The sequence below is a fragment of the Thermoleophilum album genome (genome assembly GCF_900108055.1).
GTDB lineage: Bacteria > Actinomycetota > Thermoleophilia > Solirubrobacterales > Thermoleophilaceae > Thermoleophilum > Thermoleophilum album.
Window position 1 is genome coordinate 444953 of the sequence record NZ_FNWJ01000002.1, and the last position, 17305, is coordinate 462257.

The 17305-nt window shown below is 69.4% G+C and carries 16 protein-coding genes and 1 riboswitch; of the genes, 4 read left to right on the top strand and 12 right to left on the bottom strand.

Translation table 11 applies throughout. The features are described 5' to 3' along the window. Positions 1-115 precede the first annotated feature (115 nt). Positions 116-838 (top strand): SDR family oxidoreductase, encoded by a 723-nt coding sequence (locus BLW41_RS08185; RefSeq protein WP_093118056.1) that lies wholly within the window; start codon positions 116-118, stop codon positions 836-838. Positions 839-849: 11 nt separating this feature from the next. Here the strand turns inward: BLW41_RS08185 and BLW41_RS08190 are convergent, their stop codons facing one another. After that, positions 850-1833: a septal ring lytic transglycosylase RlpA family protein gene (locus BLW41_RS08190; protein WP_218138344.1), complete on the bottom strand. Its 984-nt coding sequence runs from the start codon at positions 1831-1833 to the stop codon at positions 850-852. Between the two features lie 8 nt (positions 1834-1841). Continuing rightward, positions 1842-2026, bottom strand: a riboswitch (cyclic di-AMP (ydaO/yuaA leader). Between the two features lie 159 nt (positions 2027-2185). Between BLW41_RS08190 and BLW41_RS08195 the strand changes: the two genes are divergently transcribed. Both BLW41_RS08195 and BLW41_RS08200 read left to right on the top strand, forming a co-directional pair. Then, on the top strand, positions 2186-3712 hold the full coding sequence (locus tag BLW41_RS08195; RefSeq protein ID WP_093118058.1) for a WS/DGAT/MGAT family O-acyltransferase: 1527 nt from the start codon (positions 2186-2188) through the stop codon (positions 3710-3712). 7 nt (positions 3713-3719) lie between these two features. After that, positions 3720-5621, top strand: coding sequence for an NAD+ synthase (locus BLW41_RS08200; protein ID WP_093118060.1), 1902 nt, complete (start codon positions 3720-3722; stop codon positions 5619-5621). Here the strand turns inward: BLW41_RS08200 and BLW41_RS08205 are convergent. Continuing rightward, positions 5536-5994 (bottom strand): PaaI family thioesterase, encoded by a 459-nt coding sequence (locus BLW41_RS08205; protein ID WP_093118062.1) that lies wholly within the window; start codon positions 5992-5994, stop codon positions 5536-5538. The genes BLW41_RS08200 and BLW41_RS08205 overlap by 86 nt on opposite strands. A gap of 27 nt (positions 5995-6021) precedes the next feature. On the opposite strand from BLW41_RS08205, the gene BLW41_RS08210 reads away from it, so the two are divergent. Beyond that, the gene (locus tag BLW41_RS08210) at positions 6022-7185 is read left to right on the top strand and encodes an anti-sigma factor domain-containing protein (protein WP_093118064.1); all 1164 of its coding nucleotides are present in this window, start codon (positions 6022-6024) and stop codon (positions 7183-7185) included. A gap of 36 nt (positions 7186-7221) precedes the next feature. On the opposite strand, the gene BLW41_RS08215 is transcribed toward BLW41_RS08210, so the two are convergent. The 10 genes from BLW41_RS08215 to BLW41_RS08260 form a co-directional block, all read right to left on the bottom strand. After that, the gene (locus BLW41_RS08215) at positions 7222-8907 is read right to left on the bottom strand and encodes an FAD-binding oxidoreductase (protein ID WP_218138345.1); all 1686 of its coding nucleotides are present in this window, start codon (positions 8905-8907) and stop codon (positions 7222-7224) included. Continuing rightward, positions 8904-9338: an SRPBCC family protein gene (locus BLW41_RS08220; RefSeq protein WP_177169425.1), complete on the bottom strand. Its 435-nt coding sequence runs from the start codon at positions 9336-9338 to the stop codon at positions 8904-8906. Before BLW41_RS08220 ends, BLW41_RS08215 begins: the two co-directional genes overlap by 4 nt. A 20-nt stretch (positions 9339-9358) precedes the next feature. Further along, a complete protein-coding gene (locus BLW41_RS08225) occupies positions 9359-9880 on the bottom strand; it encodes an adenine phosphoribosyltransferase (protein ID WP_093118068.1) in 522 nt (173 codons plus the stop codon). A gap of 13 nt (positions 9881-9893) precedes the next feature. Next, the gene (ftsR, locus tag BLW41_RS08230; protein ID WP_093118070.1) at positions 9894-10712 is read right to left on the bottom strand and encodes a transcriptional regulator FtsR; all 819 of its coding nucleotides are present in this window, start codon (positions 10710-10712) and stop codon (positions 9894-9896) included. 9 nt (positions 10713-10721) lie between these two features. Continuing rightward, positions 10722-11183: a double zinc ribbon and FHA domain-containing protein gene (locus BLW41_RS11395; protein ID WP_093118072.1), complete on the bottom strand. Its 462-nt coding sequence runs from the start codon at positions 11181-11183 to the stop codon at positions 10722-10724. 6 nt (positions 11184-11189) lie between these two features. Then, positions 11190-11447, bottom strand: a complete 258-nt coding sequence (locus BLW41_RS08240) for an RsiG family protein (protein ID WP_218138346.1) — start codon at positions 11445-11447, stop codon at positions 11190-11192. A 41-nt stretch (positions 11448-11488) separates the two neighbouring features. Further along, a complete protein-coding gene (locus BLW41_RS08245; protein ID WP_093118076.1) occupies positions 11489-12196 on the bottom strand; it encodes a CDP-alcohol phosphatidyltransferase family protein in 708 nt (235 codons plus the stop codon). Positions 12197-12211: 15 nt separating this feature from the next. After that, positions 12212-13942 (bottom strand): proline--tRNA ligase, encoded by a 1731-nt coding sequence (locus BLW41_RS08250; protein WP_093118078.1) that lies wholly within the window; start codon positions 13940-13942, stop codon positions 12212-12214. Positions 13943-13970: 28 nt separating this feature from the next. Continuing rightward, positions 13971-15320, bottom strand: coding sequence for a flavodoxin-dependent (E)-4-hydroxy-3-methylbut-2-enyl-diphosphate synthase (ispG, locus tag BLW41_RS08255; protein ID WP_093118080.1), 1350 nt, complete (start codon positions 15318-15320; stop codon positions 13971-13973). A gap of 86 nt (positions 15321-15406) precedes the next feature. After that, a complete protein-coding gene (locus BLW41_RS08260) occupies positions 15407-17290 on the bottom strand; it encodes an AMP-dependent synthetase/ligase (RefSeq protein WP_093118082.1) in 1884 nt (627 codons plus the stop codon). Positions 17291-17305: the final 15 nt, after the last annotated feature.

The following is a 17305-nucleotide window of genomic DNA, read 5'->3' on the forward strand; positions in this document are numbered from 1 at the left end:
GTTCGCTGGGCGGCGCACTCGGCGAAGTGCTACCGCCCATCGAAGGGACGACTATACAACTGGACAGTTGGAAAGCGACAGGCGGTTTGAGAGGTCTCTCCTATGCTGTGCCTTGATGGCAGCCGTCTCAAGTGACCCGCCAAATGGCGACGGCAAGCGCACGCTCGTGATCACGGGCGCCTCGAGCGGCATCGGCGCAGCCACCGCGCGCGCCGCTCGGCAAGCTGGCTGGCGGGTGATCTTGAGCGCCCGCAGCGGAGATCGCTTGGAGCGTCTGGCCGACGAGCTTGGCGGTCCGGAGGTGGCGCTACCGGTGGTGTGCGACGTGACCGACTTCGATCAGCAGCAACGGCTCGTCGAGCGCACATTGGAGCACTTCGGGCGTCTCGACGCGTTCTTCGCGAACGCCGGGTTCGGGGCTCGCCGCGGTTTTCTCGAGGAAACGCCCGAACACTGGCGGGCGATGGTCGAGACCAACGTCCTCGGTGTCGCCTACTCGATCCGCGCCGCCCTGCCCTACTTCCTAAAACAGGGTCGCGGGCACTTTCTGGTTACGAGCTCGGTGGCGGGCCGCCGGGCCTTGCCCGGCTCGCTCTACTCGGCGACCAAGTTCGCCGTGACGGCCATCGGCGAGGCGCTGCGGCAAGAAGTTGCGGAGACCGACATCAAGGTCACCCTGATCGAGCCGGGAATGGTCGACACACCGTTTTTTGACGAGCGACCGACGGGGGCGCTCGAGGCCGACGACGTCGCGCGCTGCGTCGTCTTCGCCCTCGAGCAGCCGCCCCACGTCGATCTCAACGAGATTCTCCTGCGGCCGATTCGCCAGAAGCTCTAGCGCTAGCCGGCTCAGTAGGCGACCCAGACGACACCGGTCGACCCGAAACCGAGTCGCTGCTTGAGGCCGGCAGTGAGGTCCCATTCGCGGCCCCCGACGTACGGGCCACGGTCGACCACGCGGGCGACCACCGTGCGACCACCGAACCGGAAAACCACCCGCGTGCCGCAGGGAAGCCAGCGGTGCGCGACGCCCACCGTCGCAGGTGTCAGACGCCCACCGCAGGCGAGCCCGCCGCCGTAGAGCCCCGGTCCGTACCACGAGGCGTACGACGGTCGGTAGACGAACACTCGACCAAGCAGGCGGCTCGCGCCCCGCTCGAGGCCGCGCGCGAGCGGTTGCGCAACGATCCGTACACGCCAGACACCAGGGCCGCTCAAGCGCCCAAGCAAGCGCACCCGACCACTGCGCATCACGCGTCGGCGCCCGATCGTCGACCAACGGCCGTTGCGCGGGCGCACCTGCAGTTTCAGGGTAAGCGCGCCGGGGGTCCCGAGGCGCGCTCGTACAGCGAGTGTTCCACCACCTAGGAGATGCCGGCGACCGAGTGCCGCACGCAGTCGCACCGCGACCCGCAGTCGCTGGGGCTTCGAACGACCGATCAGCGCCGCGCCGGCGAACGAGGTCGCTCGCAGCACTCCGGAGCGCCGCGCCGACCACGTGAAGGCAAAGCCGCCGCGGGCGTTTGGACGGACGGCGGCGATCGGCGTGAATCCGCGCGGTGGCCGCCGCTCCTCGAGTACGACCAGGTCAGCACCCGGCGCGTGGCCGCTAGCCGTGGCTGGTTGCCCGTAGACCGGTCGCCGCGGTTTAACCCTGAGTTCCAGGCCTGCTGCTGGTGTCGACGCAGCAGTTGCGGCTTCTGGGATCCCGTTCGTCAGCTGCGTCTGGTTGGCCTGCGCGGCGTAGGCAGTGCCGCCTGCGCTCGCGATCACCATCGCGAGCGCGCCGATCGCACGCCCACGCGCGCCGGCCGGGCCGGCGTTGGGGGACACGAGTTGCGCTCCTTTCCCGGCCCTGCCTACGGAGTTAGCTGACGGGCTCGCGCGGGGCTGCCTCCTGCGCTCGCGCTACAGCCGGAACACCGGCCGATTCGCCCCTGTACGCACAGATCGCTGAGCGATCAGCGCGGACCTTGGTTCCCCCGCCCGCTACGCCCTGGGCGCAGCGGCTCGGCTGGGCCGCGTATGTCTTGGTCGCTTCCTTACACGACGACCCCGGGAGGCTACGGCGTAGTTGGCCGGCCAGCGTGAGGTGCGTCACATAGCGCGCTTGCGGCGTTTGCGTGCCGAACGCGACGCTTGGGGCACGCCGCGCTAGCGTTCAGGCTTTGCGTAAAAGCCTCGAGTGGAGGTTCCGAACGTGGTCGGTGAGCGTCTGGGTGGCCTGGATACGGCCTTCCTTCAGATAGAGAACGAAAACGCGCACATGCACATCGGCGTGGTGCTGACTTTCGCCGGCGAAGCTCCGCGCTATGACGATTTGATCGAAGTGTTCGAGCGCCGGTTGCACCTCGTACCCCGCTACCGCCAACGTCTCCTTGCGCCGCCGCTGCCGCTCGATCGCCCACGCTGGGTTGACGACCCCCACTTCAACCTGCGCTTCCACGTCAGGCACACCGGCCTCCCGGCACCGGGCTCCGAAGAGCAACTCAAGGAGCTCGCCGCGCGCATCCTCGGCCAGCGGCTCGACCGCGAGCGCCCGTTGTGGGAGTTCTGGCTGGTCGAGGGCCTCGAAGGTAACCGTTTCGCCGTGATCGCCAAGACGCACCACGCAGTGGTCGACGGCGTTTCCGGCGTCGACGTCGTCACGCTTTTGCTGGATGCCACGCCCGAGCCCTCCCCCACCCCGCCGCCCCCTCCTTGGCTACCGCGTCCGTTGCCGAGTCGCGCGGAGCTGTTGGTCGAATCGCTGGCCGGGCCGCTGCGGACGCCGCTCGAACTGGCCAAGGTCGCGCAACGCAGCCTGGCCCACCCCGAGGAAGTGGTTTCCGATCTAAGGCGGGGGATCGGCGGTGCGCTGGAGTTCGCGCGCGCGGCCTTTCTGCGTGGCGGTCCCCGCACCCCCTACAACGGCAAGATCGGACCCCACCGCCGTTTCGACTGGGTGCGCTTCTCGCTCGCCGACCTTCGCGCGATCAAGGCACGCTTGGGCGGCACCGTCAACGACGTCGTGCTCGCGTGCGTCGCCGGTGCCCTTCACCACCACTTGCTGGTTCGCGGCGAACGGGTCGAGGGTGTCGAGCTAAAGACGTTGGTGCCGGTCAGCGTTCGTGCCGACGTCGAGCGGGGCGCGCTCGGCAACCGCGTGTCCCTGATGATCGCGACGCTTCCGGTGTGGTGCGCCGATCCGGCCACGCGCTTCGCAATCGTGCGCGATCAGATGGCGGCGCTCAAGGAGTCGGGGCAGGCCGTCGGTGCGAAGGTTCTCACCGAGCTCGGTGACTTCGCGCCGCCCACAATCCTCGCTCAAGCCAGCCGGCTGTTCGCGACCCAGCGCGTCTTCAACCTGGTCGTCACGAACGTTCCCGGACCCCAGTTCCCGCTCTACATGCTCGGGCGGCGGCTGATCGACCCCTTCCCGGTGGTGCCGCTAGCTCCCGATCAGACCCTCGGCGTAGCGTTGATGAGCTACGACGGCCGCATCAACTTCGGGCTGATCGGCGACTACGACCGAATGTGGGATCTGCGCACGCTCGCCCGCTGCGTGCGGCGGTCGATGGCCGAGCTGGCGGAAGCGGCTGGCATCGAGCTCGAGGAGCCTTCGCCCTATCCGCGACCGGAGTGGTTGGCGGAAGGCGGCGAGGGCGCCGAGGCGAAAACCGGGAGCGAAGGCCGTGGTGCGGCCCGCGGCACGAGCGACGGGATTGGATAATCGCCGTGTGCGGCTTGCGCTAGCTCAATTCGACGCCGTCGTCGGTGACCTCACTGGTAACCGCGAGCGCATCGTTGCGCTCGCGCGCGACGCCGCCGGCGCGGGAGCCGAGCTCGTCGTGTACCCGGAGCTCGCACTCACCGGGTATCCGCCCGAGGACCTGTTACTCAAGACGCACTTTCTGGAGCGGGCAGCTGCCGAGCTCGAGCGTCTGGCTTGCGAGCTGCCACAAACGCTGACAGCGCTCGTCGGTGCTCCCTTGCTCGCCGACGACGTCTACAACACGGCCGCGGTGATCGCCGGCGGACGCGTGATCGCGGCACACCGCAAAATCCACCTGCCCAACTACGGGGTCTTCGACGAGCGTCGTTACTTCCGGCCGGGGACCCGTCCGTTGATCGTCGAGCTCCCCGCTGCGACGCTCGGAATCACCGTCTGCGAGGACATCTGGATTCCCGACGGCCCCCATGTCGATCAGGTGCTGGCGGGTGCCGAGGTGGTGGTCAACCTCTCGGCCTCGCCGTACCACCGCGGCAAGGGTCACGATCGCGAACGGATGCTTCGGCAGCGCGCTGCCGACATGGTCGCTTACGTGGTCTTCTGCAACTTGGTGGGTGGCCAGGACGAGCTCGTGTTCGATGGGCACTCGCTGGTCTGTGACCACCGTGGCGGCGTGGTTGCGCGGGCTGCCCAGTTCCATGAAGAGCTGTTGCTGGTCGATGTCGATCCGGCGGCGGTCCGTGCCCAACGGTTGCGCGACCCCCGCCACCGCTCGGCGGCAGCCCCGTTGATGGACGTGGCGCGCCAGGTCAGCGTCGAGCGGGTAACGGCGGCGCCGCACCGCAGCATCAGCAGCAGCACCAGGAGCAGCGGGAGCGACAGCGACACCGACAGGAGTGGCAGCAGCAGCGGCGGCGGCAGCGGCGCCCGTGACCGCAGCGAGCCGGCAGCTAAGGGGCCGACCGGGCGCTGCGCCGAGCTGCTCGGCACCGACGAGGAGATCTACCGCGCGCTCGCGCTGGGCCTGCGCGACTACGTCGAGAAGAACCGCTTCGCCAAGGTCTTGATCGGTCTCTCCGGGGGCATCGACTCGGCCTTGACGGCAGTGATTGCCGCCGACGCGCTTGGCTGCGAACGGGTCGAGCTGCTCACAATGCCCTCGCCTTACAGCTCCGAGGGCACTCGTCGCGACGCGCACGAGCTCGCCCAACGCATCGGGGCGCGCCTGCGAGAGATACCGATCACGCCAGCCATGGACGCTTTCAGCGCAATGCTGCGACCGGCTTTCGAGGGGCGGCCGCCCGACGTCACCGAGGAAAACGTTCAGGCTCGCATCCGCGGAACGCTCTTGATGGCGCTCTCCAACAAGTTCGGCTGGCTGGTCTTGACGACCGGCAACAAGTCGGAGCTGTCGGTCGGCTACGCCACTCTCTACGGCGACATGGCCGGCGGCTTCAGCGTGCTGAAGGACGTCTTCAAGACCACCGTCTACCGGCTCGCGCGCTGGCGCAACGAGCTTGCGGTGGCGCGGGGCGAGCGGCCCCCGATCCCCGAGAGCGTGATCGAGCGACCGCCAAGCGCAGAGCTGCGACCGGGCCAGCGCGACGAGGACTCGTTGCCGCCCTACGAGCTCCTCGATCGCATCCTTGAGGGCTACGTCGAACGCGATGAAGACGCTGCCGAGCTAATCGCTGCGGGTCTACCGGCGGAGACGGTGGAGCGCGTCATCGAACTCGTCGACCGCGCCGAGTACAAGCGCCGACAGGCACCACCGGGGGTGCGTGTCTCGGTGCGAGCGTTCGGCCGTGACCGGCGCCTGCCGATCACGAATCGGTACCGGCCGACTCCTGTGGAGAGTCGGCGCGAGCCGCCCCCGGCAGCTGATCGAGCGGCCGCACGGCAAGCGTGACGCGCGCGACCGCGCACAAGCGGCCGGCGTCGTCGGTGAGGTCGACGTCCCAAACCCAGGTCGTCCTGCCACGGTGACGGACCCGCGCTTGCGCGTGCACCGTGCCTTCTGACACGGGCCGCAGGAAGCTCGTCTGGTTCGACAGTCCGACCGCGTACTTGCCTTCGCCGGTCACGGCGAGGTGCGTACTCGCCGAGCAGAGCGACTCGGCGAGCGCCGCGTAGGCACCTCCGTGGACGATTCCGAACGGTTGCCTCACGCGGTCCTCAACACGGAAGCGAGCGCGCGCCTGCTCTGGCTTGAGCTCGAGAAGCTCGAAGCCGAGCACGCCATCGAGTGTCCGACTCGGGTCGAGGGACCGTCCTTGGCGCATGCCGCCGCAGGCTATCGTTCGGCCGCGATGAGCGCAGGCCTCGACGGCCTCTCGGCTGAGCAGCGGGAGCTTTTGGTGCTGCTTTTGCAGCGTCGCCTCAGCTACCGGGAGGCCGGTCGGCAACTCGGGCTCTCGGAGGCGCGGGCGCGCGCTCTCGCCGAGGACGCCTTGGTGGCGCTCGCTCCGGTGACCTCGCGTGCTGTCGACCCCGAGTGGCGCAGCGACGTGGTGGACTACTTGCTGGCGCAGCAGGACGACGTCGATGCGGAGGCAACGCGCGGTCACCTGCGTCGCGCCGAGGCGGCGCGGGCATGGGCGGCATCGGTTCTCGACGCGCTCGCGCCGTTGCTCGGGGATGAAGTACCGGAGGTGCCCGGGGTCACCGGGCGCTTGAACGGTGCCAGTGCGCGGCCAACGCCAGTCGCCCGCGGCGAAAGCGCAACCCCCAAGCAGTCGACCGCTGCGCACCGCCCCGCACCAGCGCCGAGCGCCTCGGCCACCACGCAGAGCACGCGTGCACGCCCCCGGCGGTCCCGGGCCCGCGCCGAACGTGTGCGACCCCTCGGCGGGCAAATTCGGCTCTTGCGTGAGCGCTTTGCGCGCTTGCGCACGGGTGATAGCGCCGTGCAGCTGGCGCGGCGCTCGCCACGCCTTTTGTACGCCGCCTCCGCGGTGGTGCTCGCGGTGCTTGCGCTGGCCGTTGCCGTCTGGCCGATTGGCCTCTTGCGCGGTGGCGGTAGCGAGCGACCAGGTGCCGAGGCGGCACGCCGGCCAGTCAGCAGCGCCAGAAGTGTGGCGCCGGTCGTACTTGGCTACACGCTGCTGCAACCGCCGGCCGATTCGCCCTATGCGCAGGCGCAAGTGGCTGCCAAGCGCCGGCCCGCGGGCATCGTGATCCTCGTCAGACGGGGCAACTCGCTCGAACTGAACATTCAGGCAGCCGGGCTACCGCCGTCTACGAGGCGCGAGGTGTACGAGGTGTGGCTCTACAACGACCGTCGCGACCTCCGCTCGCTCGGCGGCCAGGTAACGGACGCGCGGGGCGACTTCGTCGGTATTGCGCGCCTGCCGCGCGACGCTGGGCGCTTCCGGTTCGTCGAGATCTCGCGCGAGGCGCTCGACGGCAACCCCGCACACTCCGGTCGGTCGATCCTGCGCGCGCCCCTCCCCCGGCCTCGCTCCGCCCGTTGACCGGCAGTGGCCGGCGCGCGAAGCCGGTCGCCGGAGTCACTCGTCGGGCAGCAGTTTGCCGGGGTTCATGACGCCCTGCGGATCGAGTTCACGCTTGAGCGCTCGCAGGGCATCGAGGCTGCGCTCGCCGTCCTCGTGCACGAGCCAGTCACGGTGATCGCGACCGACACCATGGTGGTGGCTGATGGTGCCGCCGTGGGCGACGATTGCATCGCAAGCCGCCCGCTTCGCCTGCGCCCAGCGCTGTAGACGCTCGTCGGGCGCGACCGGTGCGAGAAAGGTGAAGTACAGGGAGGCGCCGGTTTCGTAGAGGTGCGATACGTGGCACATCACTACGGGCTCGCTGCTTGGCGTGGCAAGCGCCGTGCGGAGCGCCTCGCGGACCGCGCCGTAAAGCTCCCCGAGTCGCGACCAGGTCGTGGCCGTTTCGAGCGTCTCCACGAGCACACCGCGGTCGAGCAGCTCGTCGCGCAGGTAAGGACCGCGGAAGCGCTCACGCTCCCAGCTGCGGGCGGGCGCCGCGCCTAGCGGCACACCTCCGTGCGCACGCAGGGCGCGTCGACAGCGGGCGCGCCGCCAAGCCACCTCGTCGCCTTCCCCTTCGTAGATCGTCACTACCAGGCACGGTCGGCGCTGCCCGCGCAGGCGAAGGTACCGCCGGAGCCAAGCCACAGCGGTCGTGTTGCTGGCCAAGGTGAGCGAGACGTCCGTCTCCTGCTCGTCGGAGAGACGTGCTACGTCGGGTAGACAACGGCGCTGGGCAAGCTGTCGCAGGGCCGCGCAGCCCGCTTCGAAGGAGGGCAGCGACCAGGCCTCCGCGTGACGCGCCTGCGGGCGCGGGCGGATTCGCAAAGTGCACGAAGTGATCGCGCCCAGCACCCCCTCGCTGCCGAGCACCAAGCGCCGCAGGTCGGGACCAGCCGCGTTGGGCGGCAGCGCTGGCAGCGAGATCGTGCCCGTCGGTGTCGCCAGGTCGACGCCCGCCAAGAGGTCGTCGATGCGTCCGACACCGCTCGAGGCTTGCCCGGCGGAGCGCGCAGCAACCCAGCCGCCCACGGTCGAGTATTCGAACGACTGGGGATAGTGTCCGAGCGCGAACCCGCGCTCGGCAAGCGCACGCTCGAGGGCGGGGCCAAGGATTCCTGCTTCGACGTGCGCCAGTCGCGAGCGCTCGTCGACCTCCCGCAGCGAGGAGAGGCGGCGCAAGTCCAGCGAGATAACAACGTCGAAGCGCCCGCGTAGGGGCTCGACGCCGCCGACGACGCTGGTTCCACCGCCGAATGGGACTACCGCGATGCCTTCCGCGCTGGCGAGCGACAGGAGCTGCGCTACCTCGTCCGCCGAGCCTGGCATCACCACGGCATCCGGAGGATGCTCGACCGCTCCCGAGCGCAGGCGCACGAGATCCGGGTAGCTGCGGCCGGCGGCGTGACTGATGCGCGCCAGGCGATCGGTATGGACGTGTGCCTCGCCGACACACGTCCGCAGCGCCGCCAAAGTCGCCGGCGGCAGGTTTGGCTCCGACAACGCAACATCGGTGATCCGCACCGGCGCGTCAACCCGAGCGCCGTCCAGCCCGAGCCGCTCGCGGAGCAAGGCGAGCGCGGTAGGTGACAGCTGCGCGGCTTGTGCGTCGCTGCCCCAGCCCCACCAGCGCATCGGCGCGACCGGCGGCGACGGCCCGGCACGCGGAGCGTCGAGATCGAAGCGGACGGCGCTCATCTACCCGGACCTCCAGTCTCTAGTGCCTGAGCGAGGGCACCAAGGGCATCGTCCAGCGTGCGGCGGAAGGCACGCCGCACCTGCCAGCCTCCGAGCCGCGCGAGGCCACGCAGCTCGAGGTCGGCGCGGCCGCGCACGCGCGTCTTGGCAGGCGCCTCCTCGTGCAGTTCGAACGACCACGAGACCGCTCGGAAGGTGCGTGCGAACGGTGTCCCCTCGACGACTTGGCGGAACGAGAGCAGCGTTGGTCGGCGGGCCTGCCCGCGCTCGTAGAGAACCGCGACGGTCGCTTGCGGCCGCCGGGGAGGCGCTAGCCACGCTCGCCACCTGCCCCCCGCAGCGCGCTCCGCACGCACCGCTCGCGGCCACCAGCGGCTGAAGTTGCGCGGCTCAGCGATCAGCTCCCAGACGCTGTCACGCGGCGCCGCCACGGTTCGTTCGCGACTTACGGTCACGGCGAGTCGAACACCACCAGGCTTTCCACGCGGCGACCGGCAAGCCGCGCGCGGCCGCCGAGAAACGCGAGCTCGATGACGAACGCGCAAGCGACGACCTCGGCTCCCTTGCGCTCCACCAACTCGCAGAGCGCGGAGGCGGTACCCCCGGTGGCCAGGAGATCGTCGTGGACCAGCACGCGGGCGCCGCCGGCGAGCGCGTCGGCGTGCATCTCGAGTGCATCGACGCCGTACTCCAGCTGGTACTCGACGGACTCCGTCTCGCGCGGCAGCTTCCCCGGCTTGCGGGCGAGCACGAAGCCAGCGTCGGCTGCCGCAGCGATCGCTCCACCCAACACGAAGCCGCGCGCTTCGGCAGCAAGCACGAAGTCGGCGCGCAATTCGCGAGCGAGCTGTGCGAAGCGGTCGACGACGTAGCGCAACGCGGCACGGTCGAGAAACAGCGGTGTGATGTCCTTAAAGACGATCCCGGGGCGCGGGAAGTCGGGGATATCCGCGATGTAGCGACGGAGATCCAAGGCGGGCGGGAGCCTAACCGGCGAGCCTGCGGAGATCGCGCAGGAGCATCAGCTGGCGCAGCTGCGACAACCGCTCGGCCAGCCGTTCCAGCTGCTCGAGCGCCTGTTTGCGGCGCTCTGGGTTGCGCGAGCGCAAGCTCGGTGCCAGCAGCTGCTCGAGGAGCGCCGCCTCGCGGTCCGCCGAGGTCCGTAACACGCGGAGGTTGCGCCCACCGACGCCGTATGAGCGGAGTTCTGCAGCGACCCGCAGAATCTCGCGCTCGCTCTCGTCGAGTAGAAGTTCGCCGTCGCGGAGCGTCCCCTCGACGATCCCGTAGTCGCGCAGCTCGCGCAGCAGCGCGGGGTCCAGTGAGAGTTCGGCGAGAACCTCCGAGGCGGGTCGCAGCGAGGGCGGATGACGCAGCGAAAGGGCGGGTTGGCGGCGGCCGACGACGCCCGAGTGAACCGCCGCCCCGCGCTCACTGATCGCCTGACCCCGCGCCTCCAACTCCTGCCGGATGACCCGCAGCGGCAGGAACTCGTCACGCTGGAGACGCAGGATCGTGCGCAGGCGTTCGACGTCCGCGTGCGTGTAGATGCGGTAGCCGCCGGGCGTGCGCCGTGGCGAGATCAACTTCTGGTCTTCGAGGTAGCGGATCTTCGAGACCGAGAGTCCGGGAAACTCGCGCTCGAGCTGCTTGCAGACAGCCCCGATCGTGAGCCCGCGCGAGGTCGCGGGGCGCGCTTCCGTGGCCGGTGTGGGGGCGCCGGTGGAGCGCTCGTCGGGCGTTTCGGAGGCCGTCTGCGCCGCCTGCGCCGCGGCCCCCGCCTCGCTCTCGACCTGGCGGACCACTGGTCTCTGCTACCGCTCGAGGAAAGTGAGCTTGTACTTCCCGATCTGCAGCTCGTCGCCGTGCGCCAGACGGTGCGAGTCGATTCGCCGGCGATTCACGTAAGTGCCGTTCAGGGAACCGAGATCGTCGATATAGAAGCCGTCGCGGCGGCGAACGATCACCGCGTGGTTGCGCGAAACCGTGACGTCATCGAGGAAGACATCGGAGTCGGGACTCCGCCCGATCGTCACCCGATCCGCCGCCAGTTCGAAAACCTCGCCGGCGCGTCCACCGCCCGCGCGGATCACCAAGGCGCCGGTCCCGGCCGCGACCTCCTCGATGTCGACCGGTCGCAGCTCGCCGCTTTCGTCGATCTGGTACGCCTCGGTGGTGCCACCCTCGACCTCCCCGACCCGCGCCAGGAAAGCACCGCAGCGCTGGCAGTAGCGCGCTGCCTCGGGGTTCAGCAGTCCGCACTCCGGGCAGTGCACGCCGCACTAGCCCTCGTCGTCGGGAAGCGACTTACCCGCGAGGATGTTGGTGAGCTGCTCAACGTCGGCGCCGGTGATGATCGACTCACCCTCCTCGCGCCTACGACGCAGCCGGTTTACGAGCTCCGCGCGCAGGATGTCGATCTTGCCGTGGAGGATCCGGCGCTTGTAGGAGATCTCCTGCTCTTCCTCGGTGAGCTGCTGGATTAGCTGCTTGAGCTCTTCGTCGCTCAGCGACCCGAGGTCGGGAAAGGTGTCCATCATCCGGGTACCGCTCCTCTCGTTCGACTGCGAGTATAGGAACCTCAACCGAAGCTTGAAGCTTCCTCTGCACCTGGCTTATCGTCGCGCCTCTGGCCTCTCGACGAGGATGGCCGGCGCAGGCCATCTAGCACGTAAAGGGTCGTGGCCGCAAGCGAGTTGGCCACCCCTATGGCCAGTAATACGACCCACAGCGCGGATTCCTGCCAGAGCGCTCCAGCGAGCGCCGCGAAAACGAAGGCGACAGCGATACGTCCAGGCCAGTTGATGCGCAAGGCCTGCCCACGCGCGAGCGCGACCCGTGCCAACGCGAGCGTCACAAGCTCGCGCGCGACCAGGGCCAGCAGCAAGGGTTCCGGGAGGAACCCGTAAGCCAGGCAAACCCCGGCCCCGGCCAGCGCGAGCAGGCGATCGACCAGCGGGTCGAGCAGCAGCCCGAGCCGACTGAACTGCCCGGTCAGCCGAGCCAGCAGTCCGTCGAGGTAGTCGGCGGCGGCGATCGCTGCGAACAGCAGGGCGAGGCCAGCGCTGCGATGGCCGACTTCGACGGCCAGGGCGATGAACGCGCCGAGGGCCACGAAGCGCGCGTAGTCGACCAGGTTGGGCAGCGTCAGCGGTCGCAGCGGCCCGGCCGCGATCTCTTCGGGCGACGGCAGCGGGCGACGGTCGATCCCGGCGAGCACCCGGAAGCCCCGGCGCGCGCGGCGTCGCTCGGGCGAGGGTGTTGGATCCGGCGTCGAGCGGTCGTCCACGGTGCGGCGGCGCCTCTAGCCAGCACCAGCCGCGGCTGCCGTGTCTGCGACTCCTTGTCGCACGAGGGCGGCCAGCTGCTCGGGCGCCTGGTCGAGTGGCAGACGCCATGTCTCGCCGTCGGAGCGGCGGCGCAAATCGACTACCCCCTGCTCGACGCCCTTCCGACCGATCGTCGCGCGGAGCGGCAGCCCGAGGAGATCGGCGTCCATGAACTTCTCTCCTGGCGTCGCCGTCTCGCGATCGTCGTAGAGCACGGCCACGCCCCGTGCGCACAGCTGCTCGTAAAGCGAGTCTGCCACCTCACGGGCGCGCTCGCCGGGAGGCCCCAAGGCGACCAGATGGAGGTCGAACGGCGCCAGCGCTTGCGGCCAAACGATGCCTGCTTCGTCGGCACGCTGCTCGATCGCCGCGGCGACGACGCGCGCCGGCCCAATTCCGTAAGACCCCATCACGATGGGCCGTTCCCGCCCCTGCTCGTCGAGATAGGTCGCCCCCAGTGGCTCCGAGTAACGCGTGCCGAGCTTGAAGATGTTGCCAACCTCGATCGCCGGCTCGATCCTGATCGTGCCGCCCAGCGGACAACGGTCACCGGCCTCCACGCGGCGCACGTCGGCCCACGCGCAGTCGAAATCGCGACCCGGCTCGACGCCGACCAGATGGGCATCGGGTTGGTTGGCTCCAGCGACCAGACCGCGCAGGCCCCGCAGAGCCTCGTCCGCTAGCACCGGCACGTCGATCCCGACGGGGCCGATGAACCCGGGGGGCACGCGCAGATCGGTCTCGATCTCTTCGGCGGTGAGCTGTCGCACCTCCTCGCCCAGGTGGTTCCGGAGCTTGACCTCGTTGAGGCGGTGGTCGCCGCGCACCAGCACCAGCAGCGTGCGTCCCGAGCGCGTGCGCACAGGAAGCGCTTTGATCAGCGCAGCCGCAGGCACTCCGAGCAGCGACGACACCTCCTCGATCGTGCGGGCACCGGGCGTCGCGACCCGCTCCGGCGCCGGTCGTGGCGCGGGCAGTCCCTCCGCGGGCGCGGGTTCAGCGCGTGCCACCTCGACGTTCGCGGCGTAGCCGGCGTCGGAGAGGGCGATCTCGTTCTCGCCGGCCGGGCACGGCGCCATGTACTCGTGGGCCGCCGAGCCGCCCATCATCCCGACGTCCGACTGGACCTCGTACCACTCGAGGCCGGAGCGGTCGAAGATCCGCGCGTACGCGCGCCGGTGCAGCTCGTAGGCGGCGTCGAGGCCCTCTTCGTCGCGGTCGAAGCTGTAGGCGTCCTTCATTACGAACTCGCGCACACGCAAAAGCCCTGCGCGCGGCCGCGGCTCGTCGCGCATCTTCACCTGGAACTGGTAGAGGATCATCGGCAGCTCGCGGTACGAACGGACCTCGCGAGCGACGTGCCAGGTGATCGCCTCCTCGTGCGTCATCGCGAGTACCAGCTCGGCGTCGCGGCGGTCGCGCAGCTTGAACAGCTCCTCAATCTCGAGGCGGCCGGTGCGCCGCCACAGCTCGGCGGGCTGGAGGACCGGCATCAGCAGTTCTTGCGCGCCGATGGCGTCCATCTCTTCGCGGATGATTTGCTCGCAGCGGCGATGGGCGCGCCAGAGTGCCGGCATCAGCGTCCACAGCCCGGCTCCGAGTTGGCGCGCCAAACCCGCGCGTACAACCAGACGGTGCGATACCGACTCTGCATCCGCAGGGTCCTCGCGCAGCGTGGGCAGGAAGTAGCGCGATAGCCGAGCCATCGAGGTGGCTGGAGTCTAAGACCGAGGCCTAGCGCGCGCGGGTGAAGCGGCGCCCGGCAACCCGTTCGCCGCTGGCCGCCGCGGGCCGCTCGCCCTGCGCGCCGCGCTCGTCGTCGCGCGCGACCTCGATCCGCCTGGCTTTGGGCGCGCCGGGTGTCGCTGCAAGGGGCAGGGGCGCCGCCTCCTTAAGCGCCTGTTCGGCGGCGGCCGCAGCCTCCATCGCCGCCAGCCGTTCGGGCGTCAGGTCACCGGCGTTCTCGCGCTCGATGCGTTCCAGCCAGGCGGCCCCCTCGGCTGCTTCGCGCTCGTCGTACACGGTGCGCCCGGCCGCGAGCGACTCGTCGATCACCCGGAACAGTTCGTCCACCAGCCGCTCCTGCGGGACTTTGCGCAACGGCTTGCCGTGGGCGAAGATAAGTCCCTCGTTGCGCGCGCCGGTGATTCCGAAGTCGGCGTGCGCAGCCTCGCCGAGCCCGTTCACGGCACAACCGAGCACCGCCACTTCGATCGGCTCGCTGTAGGCCTGCAGCCGCTCTTCGATTTCGGCGACCACGGTGTCCATGTCGAACTGCAGGCGCCCGCAGGTCGGGCAGGCGATCAACACCGGACCACGCGAGCGGAGCTTGAGGGCCCGCAGAATCTCCCACGCGACCTTTACCTCCTCCTCCGCGTGGAAGGTCGAGAGCGAGATGCGGATGGTGTCACCGATCCCATCCGCGAGGAGCGCACCGAGCCCGACCGCCGACTTGATCGTCCCCGACCATTTGGTTCCGGCCTCGGTGATCCCGAGATGCAACGGGTAGTCGATCCTTTCGGCGAGCATCCGGTTGGCGGCGATCGTGTCGGGAACGCTCGTGGACTTCACCGACACTTTGAAGTTGTGGAAATCGAGCGACTCGACCAGCTCGACCGCCTCGACCGCCGCCCGCACCAGCGCCTCGACCGGGTTTTCACGCTCGAGCTGGTGGAGGTGCTTGGGTAGCGATCCGGAGTTCACGCCGATGCGCAGCGGTACGCCCGCGCTGCGCGCCTTCTCGACGACCTCGCCGAGTTTCTCGCGACCACCGATGTTTCCGGGGTTGATGCGCACGCAGTGGGCACCGGCATCGACGGCCTTGAGGGCGAGCGTGTGGTTGAAGTGGATGTCGGCGACGATCGGAATTGGCGACCGCCGCACCAGCTCCCGCAGCGCCTGAACGTCCTTGTCGCGTGGCACAGCGACGCGCACGAGGTCGGCGCCGGCCTCGGCGATCCGTTGGATTTGGGCGAGCGTCGCCGCGACGTCGGCGGTCTCGGTCTTCGTCATCGACTGCACGGCGACGGGTGCGCCCCCGCCAATCGGGACGCCGCCGACGCGGATCTGTCGCTTCGAGGCCACCGCCGCGGATGCTAGTGGTCGGCGCGGGTGGCCCGACCGCCTTCCTAGCGGCCGCCCGCCTTGCCTGCCTTACTAGCGACCGCCTACTAGCGGCTCACCGACTCGGCCGATTCGGAGACCGGCGCCGGCTCCTCGCCGCCGCCGCTGTAAAGTTCCTCGATGATCTTGGCGTACTTCTGCTCGATCGGCTTGCGCTTGAGCTTCATCGTCGGGGTCAGCTCGTCGCCGCCCGGTTCCCACTGCTCGGCTAGCAGCGCGAAGCGCTTGATCTGCTCGACCCGCGCCAGCCGCTCGTTGGCGAGCGCCACCTCGCGTCGCACTTGTTGGATGACGAGCGGGTGCCGTGCCAACTGTGCTGGGTCGCTCACATCGAGCTGATGCTCGTGCGCGAACGCCTGCAACCCGTCGAGGTCGAGCGTTAAGAGCGCGACGTTGTAAGGGCGACGGTCGCCGATCACGGCCGCCTGACCGATCAGCGGTCCCGCGGTCTTAAGTCGCGCCTCGATGTTCGCCGGCGACATGTTTTTGCCGGCGGCGTTAATGATCAGCTCCTTCTTGCGGTCGACGATCCGCAGGTAGCCGTCGTCGTCGAACTCACCCACGTCGCCGGTACGCAAGAAGCCGTCGTCGGTGAACGCCTCGCGAGTCTTGTCCGGCTTGTTGCGGTAGCCGCGCATCACGAACGGCGCACGGATCAGGATCTCGCCGTCGCTGGCGAGTTTGATCTCCGCGCCGGGCAGCGGCGGGCCGACCGTGCCGATCTTGATGCGCTCCGGTGGGTTGCAGGTGCCGGCACCCGCCGTCTCCGACATGCCCCACAGCTCGGCCAACGGAATGCCGAGCGCGTGGAAGAACTCGATCACCTCCGGCGGGCACGGGGCCGCTCCGACGTTGCACATCACGAGCTCGTTCATCCCGAGCATCGCCCGTGCACCTGCCAGCACTTGCTCGTCGACCTCGCGCCACTCGGCCAGCAAGCGCTCGTCCGGACCGGGGCCCTCGCCGCGGAAGGCGGCCTGCTCGGCACGGGTGCGGCGCAGACCGACTTCGAGTGCGCGCTCGAGCGGGTGGCGGCGATCCTCGGGCAGGTTCGCGACCATCGCCTGCAGCCCCGCCCGCAACTTCTCCCACACGCGCGGCGGCGCGAAGAACCAGGACGGGCGCACCTCCGGCAAGTACGCAACCACCTCGCGCGGATCCGGACACGAGGTCGCGCTGAAGCCGCAAAGCATCGGCAGGTAGTGGCTAACCGCGCGCTCGGCGATGTGTGCCATCGGTAGGTAGGAAACGACGCGACCGCCGAGCGGGAACTTGAGGACAGCGTCGTAGGAGCGGGCACCAGCGCAGAGGTTGCCGTGCGTTAGCTCGACCCCTTTCGGCGGTCCGGTGGTACCAGACGTGTAGATCAAAGTCAGCACGTCGTCTTCGCCGACCGAACGCCAAGTCGCCTCGAAGTCGAAGCCGGACGGTGCCCTCGCCGCTACCTCTTCCAGCGACAGACACCCCTCGGGGGTCGGTTCGTCGACGACGATCACGTGCTCGACCATTGGCAGCTCGCGCAGCGCCTCACGGATTCGCGGCTCGAATGCACGCTCACACGCGATCACGTGCGAGTCGGCGTCGCGCACCTGGTATGCGATCTGCTCCGGTGAGCAGGTGTTGTAGATCGAGTGCGGCGTCGCGCCGAGATGCATGGCCGCCGCGTCGATCAAGTGGAACTCCGGGCGGTTGGACATCATGAGCGCAATCGTGCGCCCGCGCTCGAGCCCGAGCCCGGCCAAGCCTGCGGCGATCTCGCGCACCCGGCGGTCGTATTCGCGCCAGGTGTAGACGACTTGGTCGCCGCGGGTGCGCAACGCCGGCGCGTCGCCCATGGCCCGCGCGGTGATCTGAAAAGCCTCGCACGCCGTCCTTGCGTCGAGCGCCGGTGGGCGCTCGGTACGGCGCTCGACCTGCGCCGTAGTGGCCATCTTCCCCTCCTGAGT

Bases quoted from the DNA above. Each gene is read 5' to 3' on its own strand.
- BLW41_RS08185 (WP_093118056.1), top strand. From the start codon at position 116: ATGGCAGCCGTCTCAAGTGACCCGCCAAATGGCGACGGCAAGCGCACG.
- BLW41_RS08205 (WP_093118062.1), bottom strand. From the start codon at position 5,994: ATGCGCCAAGGACGGTCCCTCGACCCGAGTCGGACACTCGATGGCGTG.
- BLW41_RS08210 (WP_093118064.1), top strand. From the start codon at position 6,022: ATGAGCGCAGGCCTCGACGGCCTCTCGGCTGAGCAGCGGGAGCTTTTG.
- BLW41_RS08215 (WP_218138345.1), bottom strand. From the start codon at position 8,907: ATGAGCGCCGTCCGCTTCGATCTCGACGCTCCGCGTGCCGGGCCGTCG.
- BLW41_RS08240 (WP_218138346.1), bottom strand. From the start codon at position 11,447: ATGATGGACACCTTTCCCGACCTCGGGTCGCTGAGCGACGAAGAGCTC.
- BLW41_RS08250 (WP_093118078.1), bottom strand. From the start codon at position 13,942: ATGGCTCGGCTATCGCGCTACTTCCTGCCCACGCTGCGCGAGGACCCT.
- BLW41_RS08260 (WP_093118082.1), bottom strand. From the start codon at position 17,290: ATGGCCACTACGGCGCAGGTCGAGCGCCGTACCGAGCGCCCACCGGCG.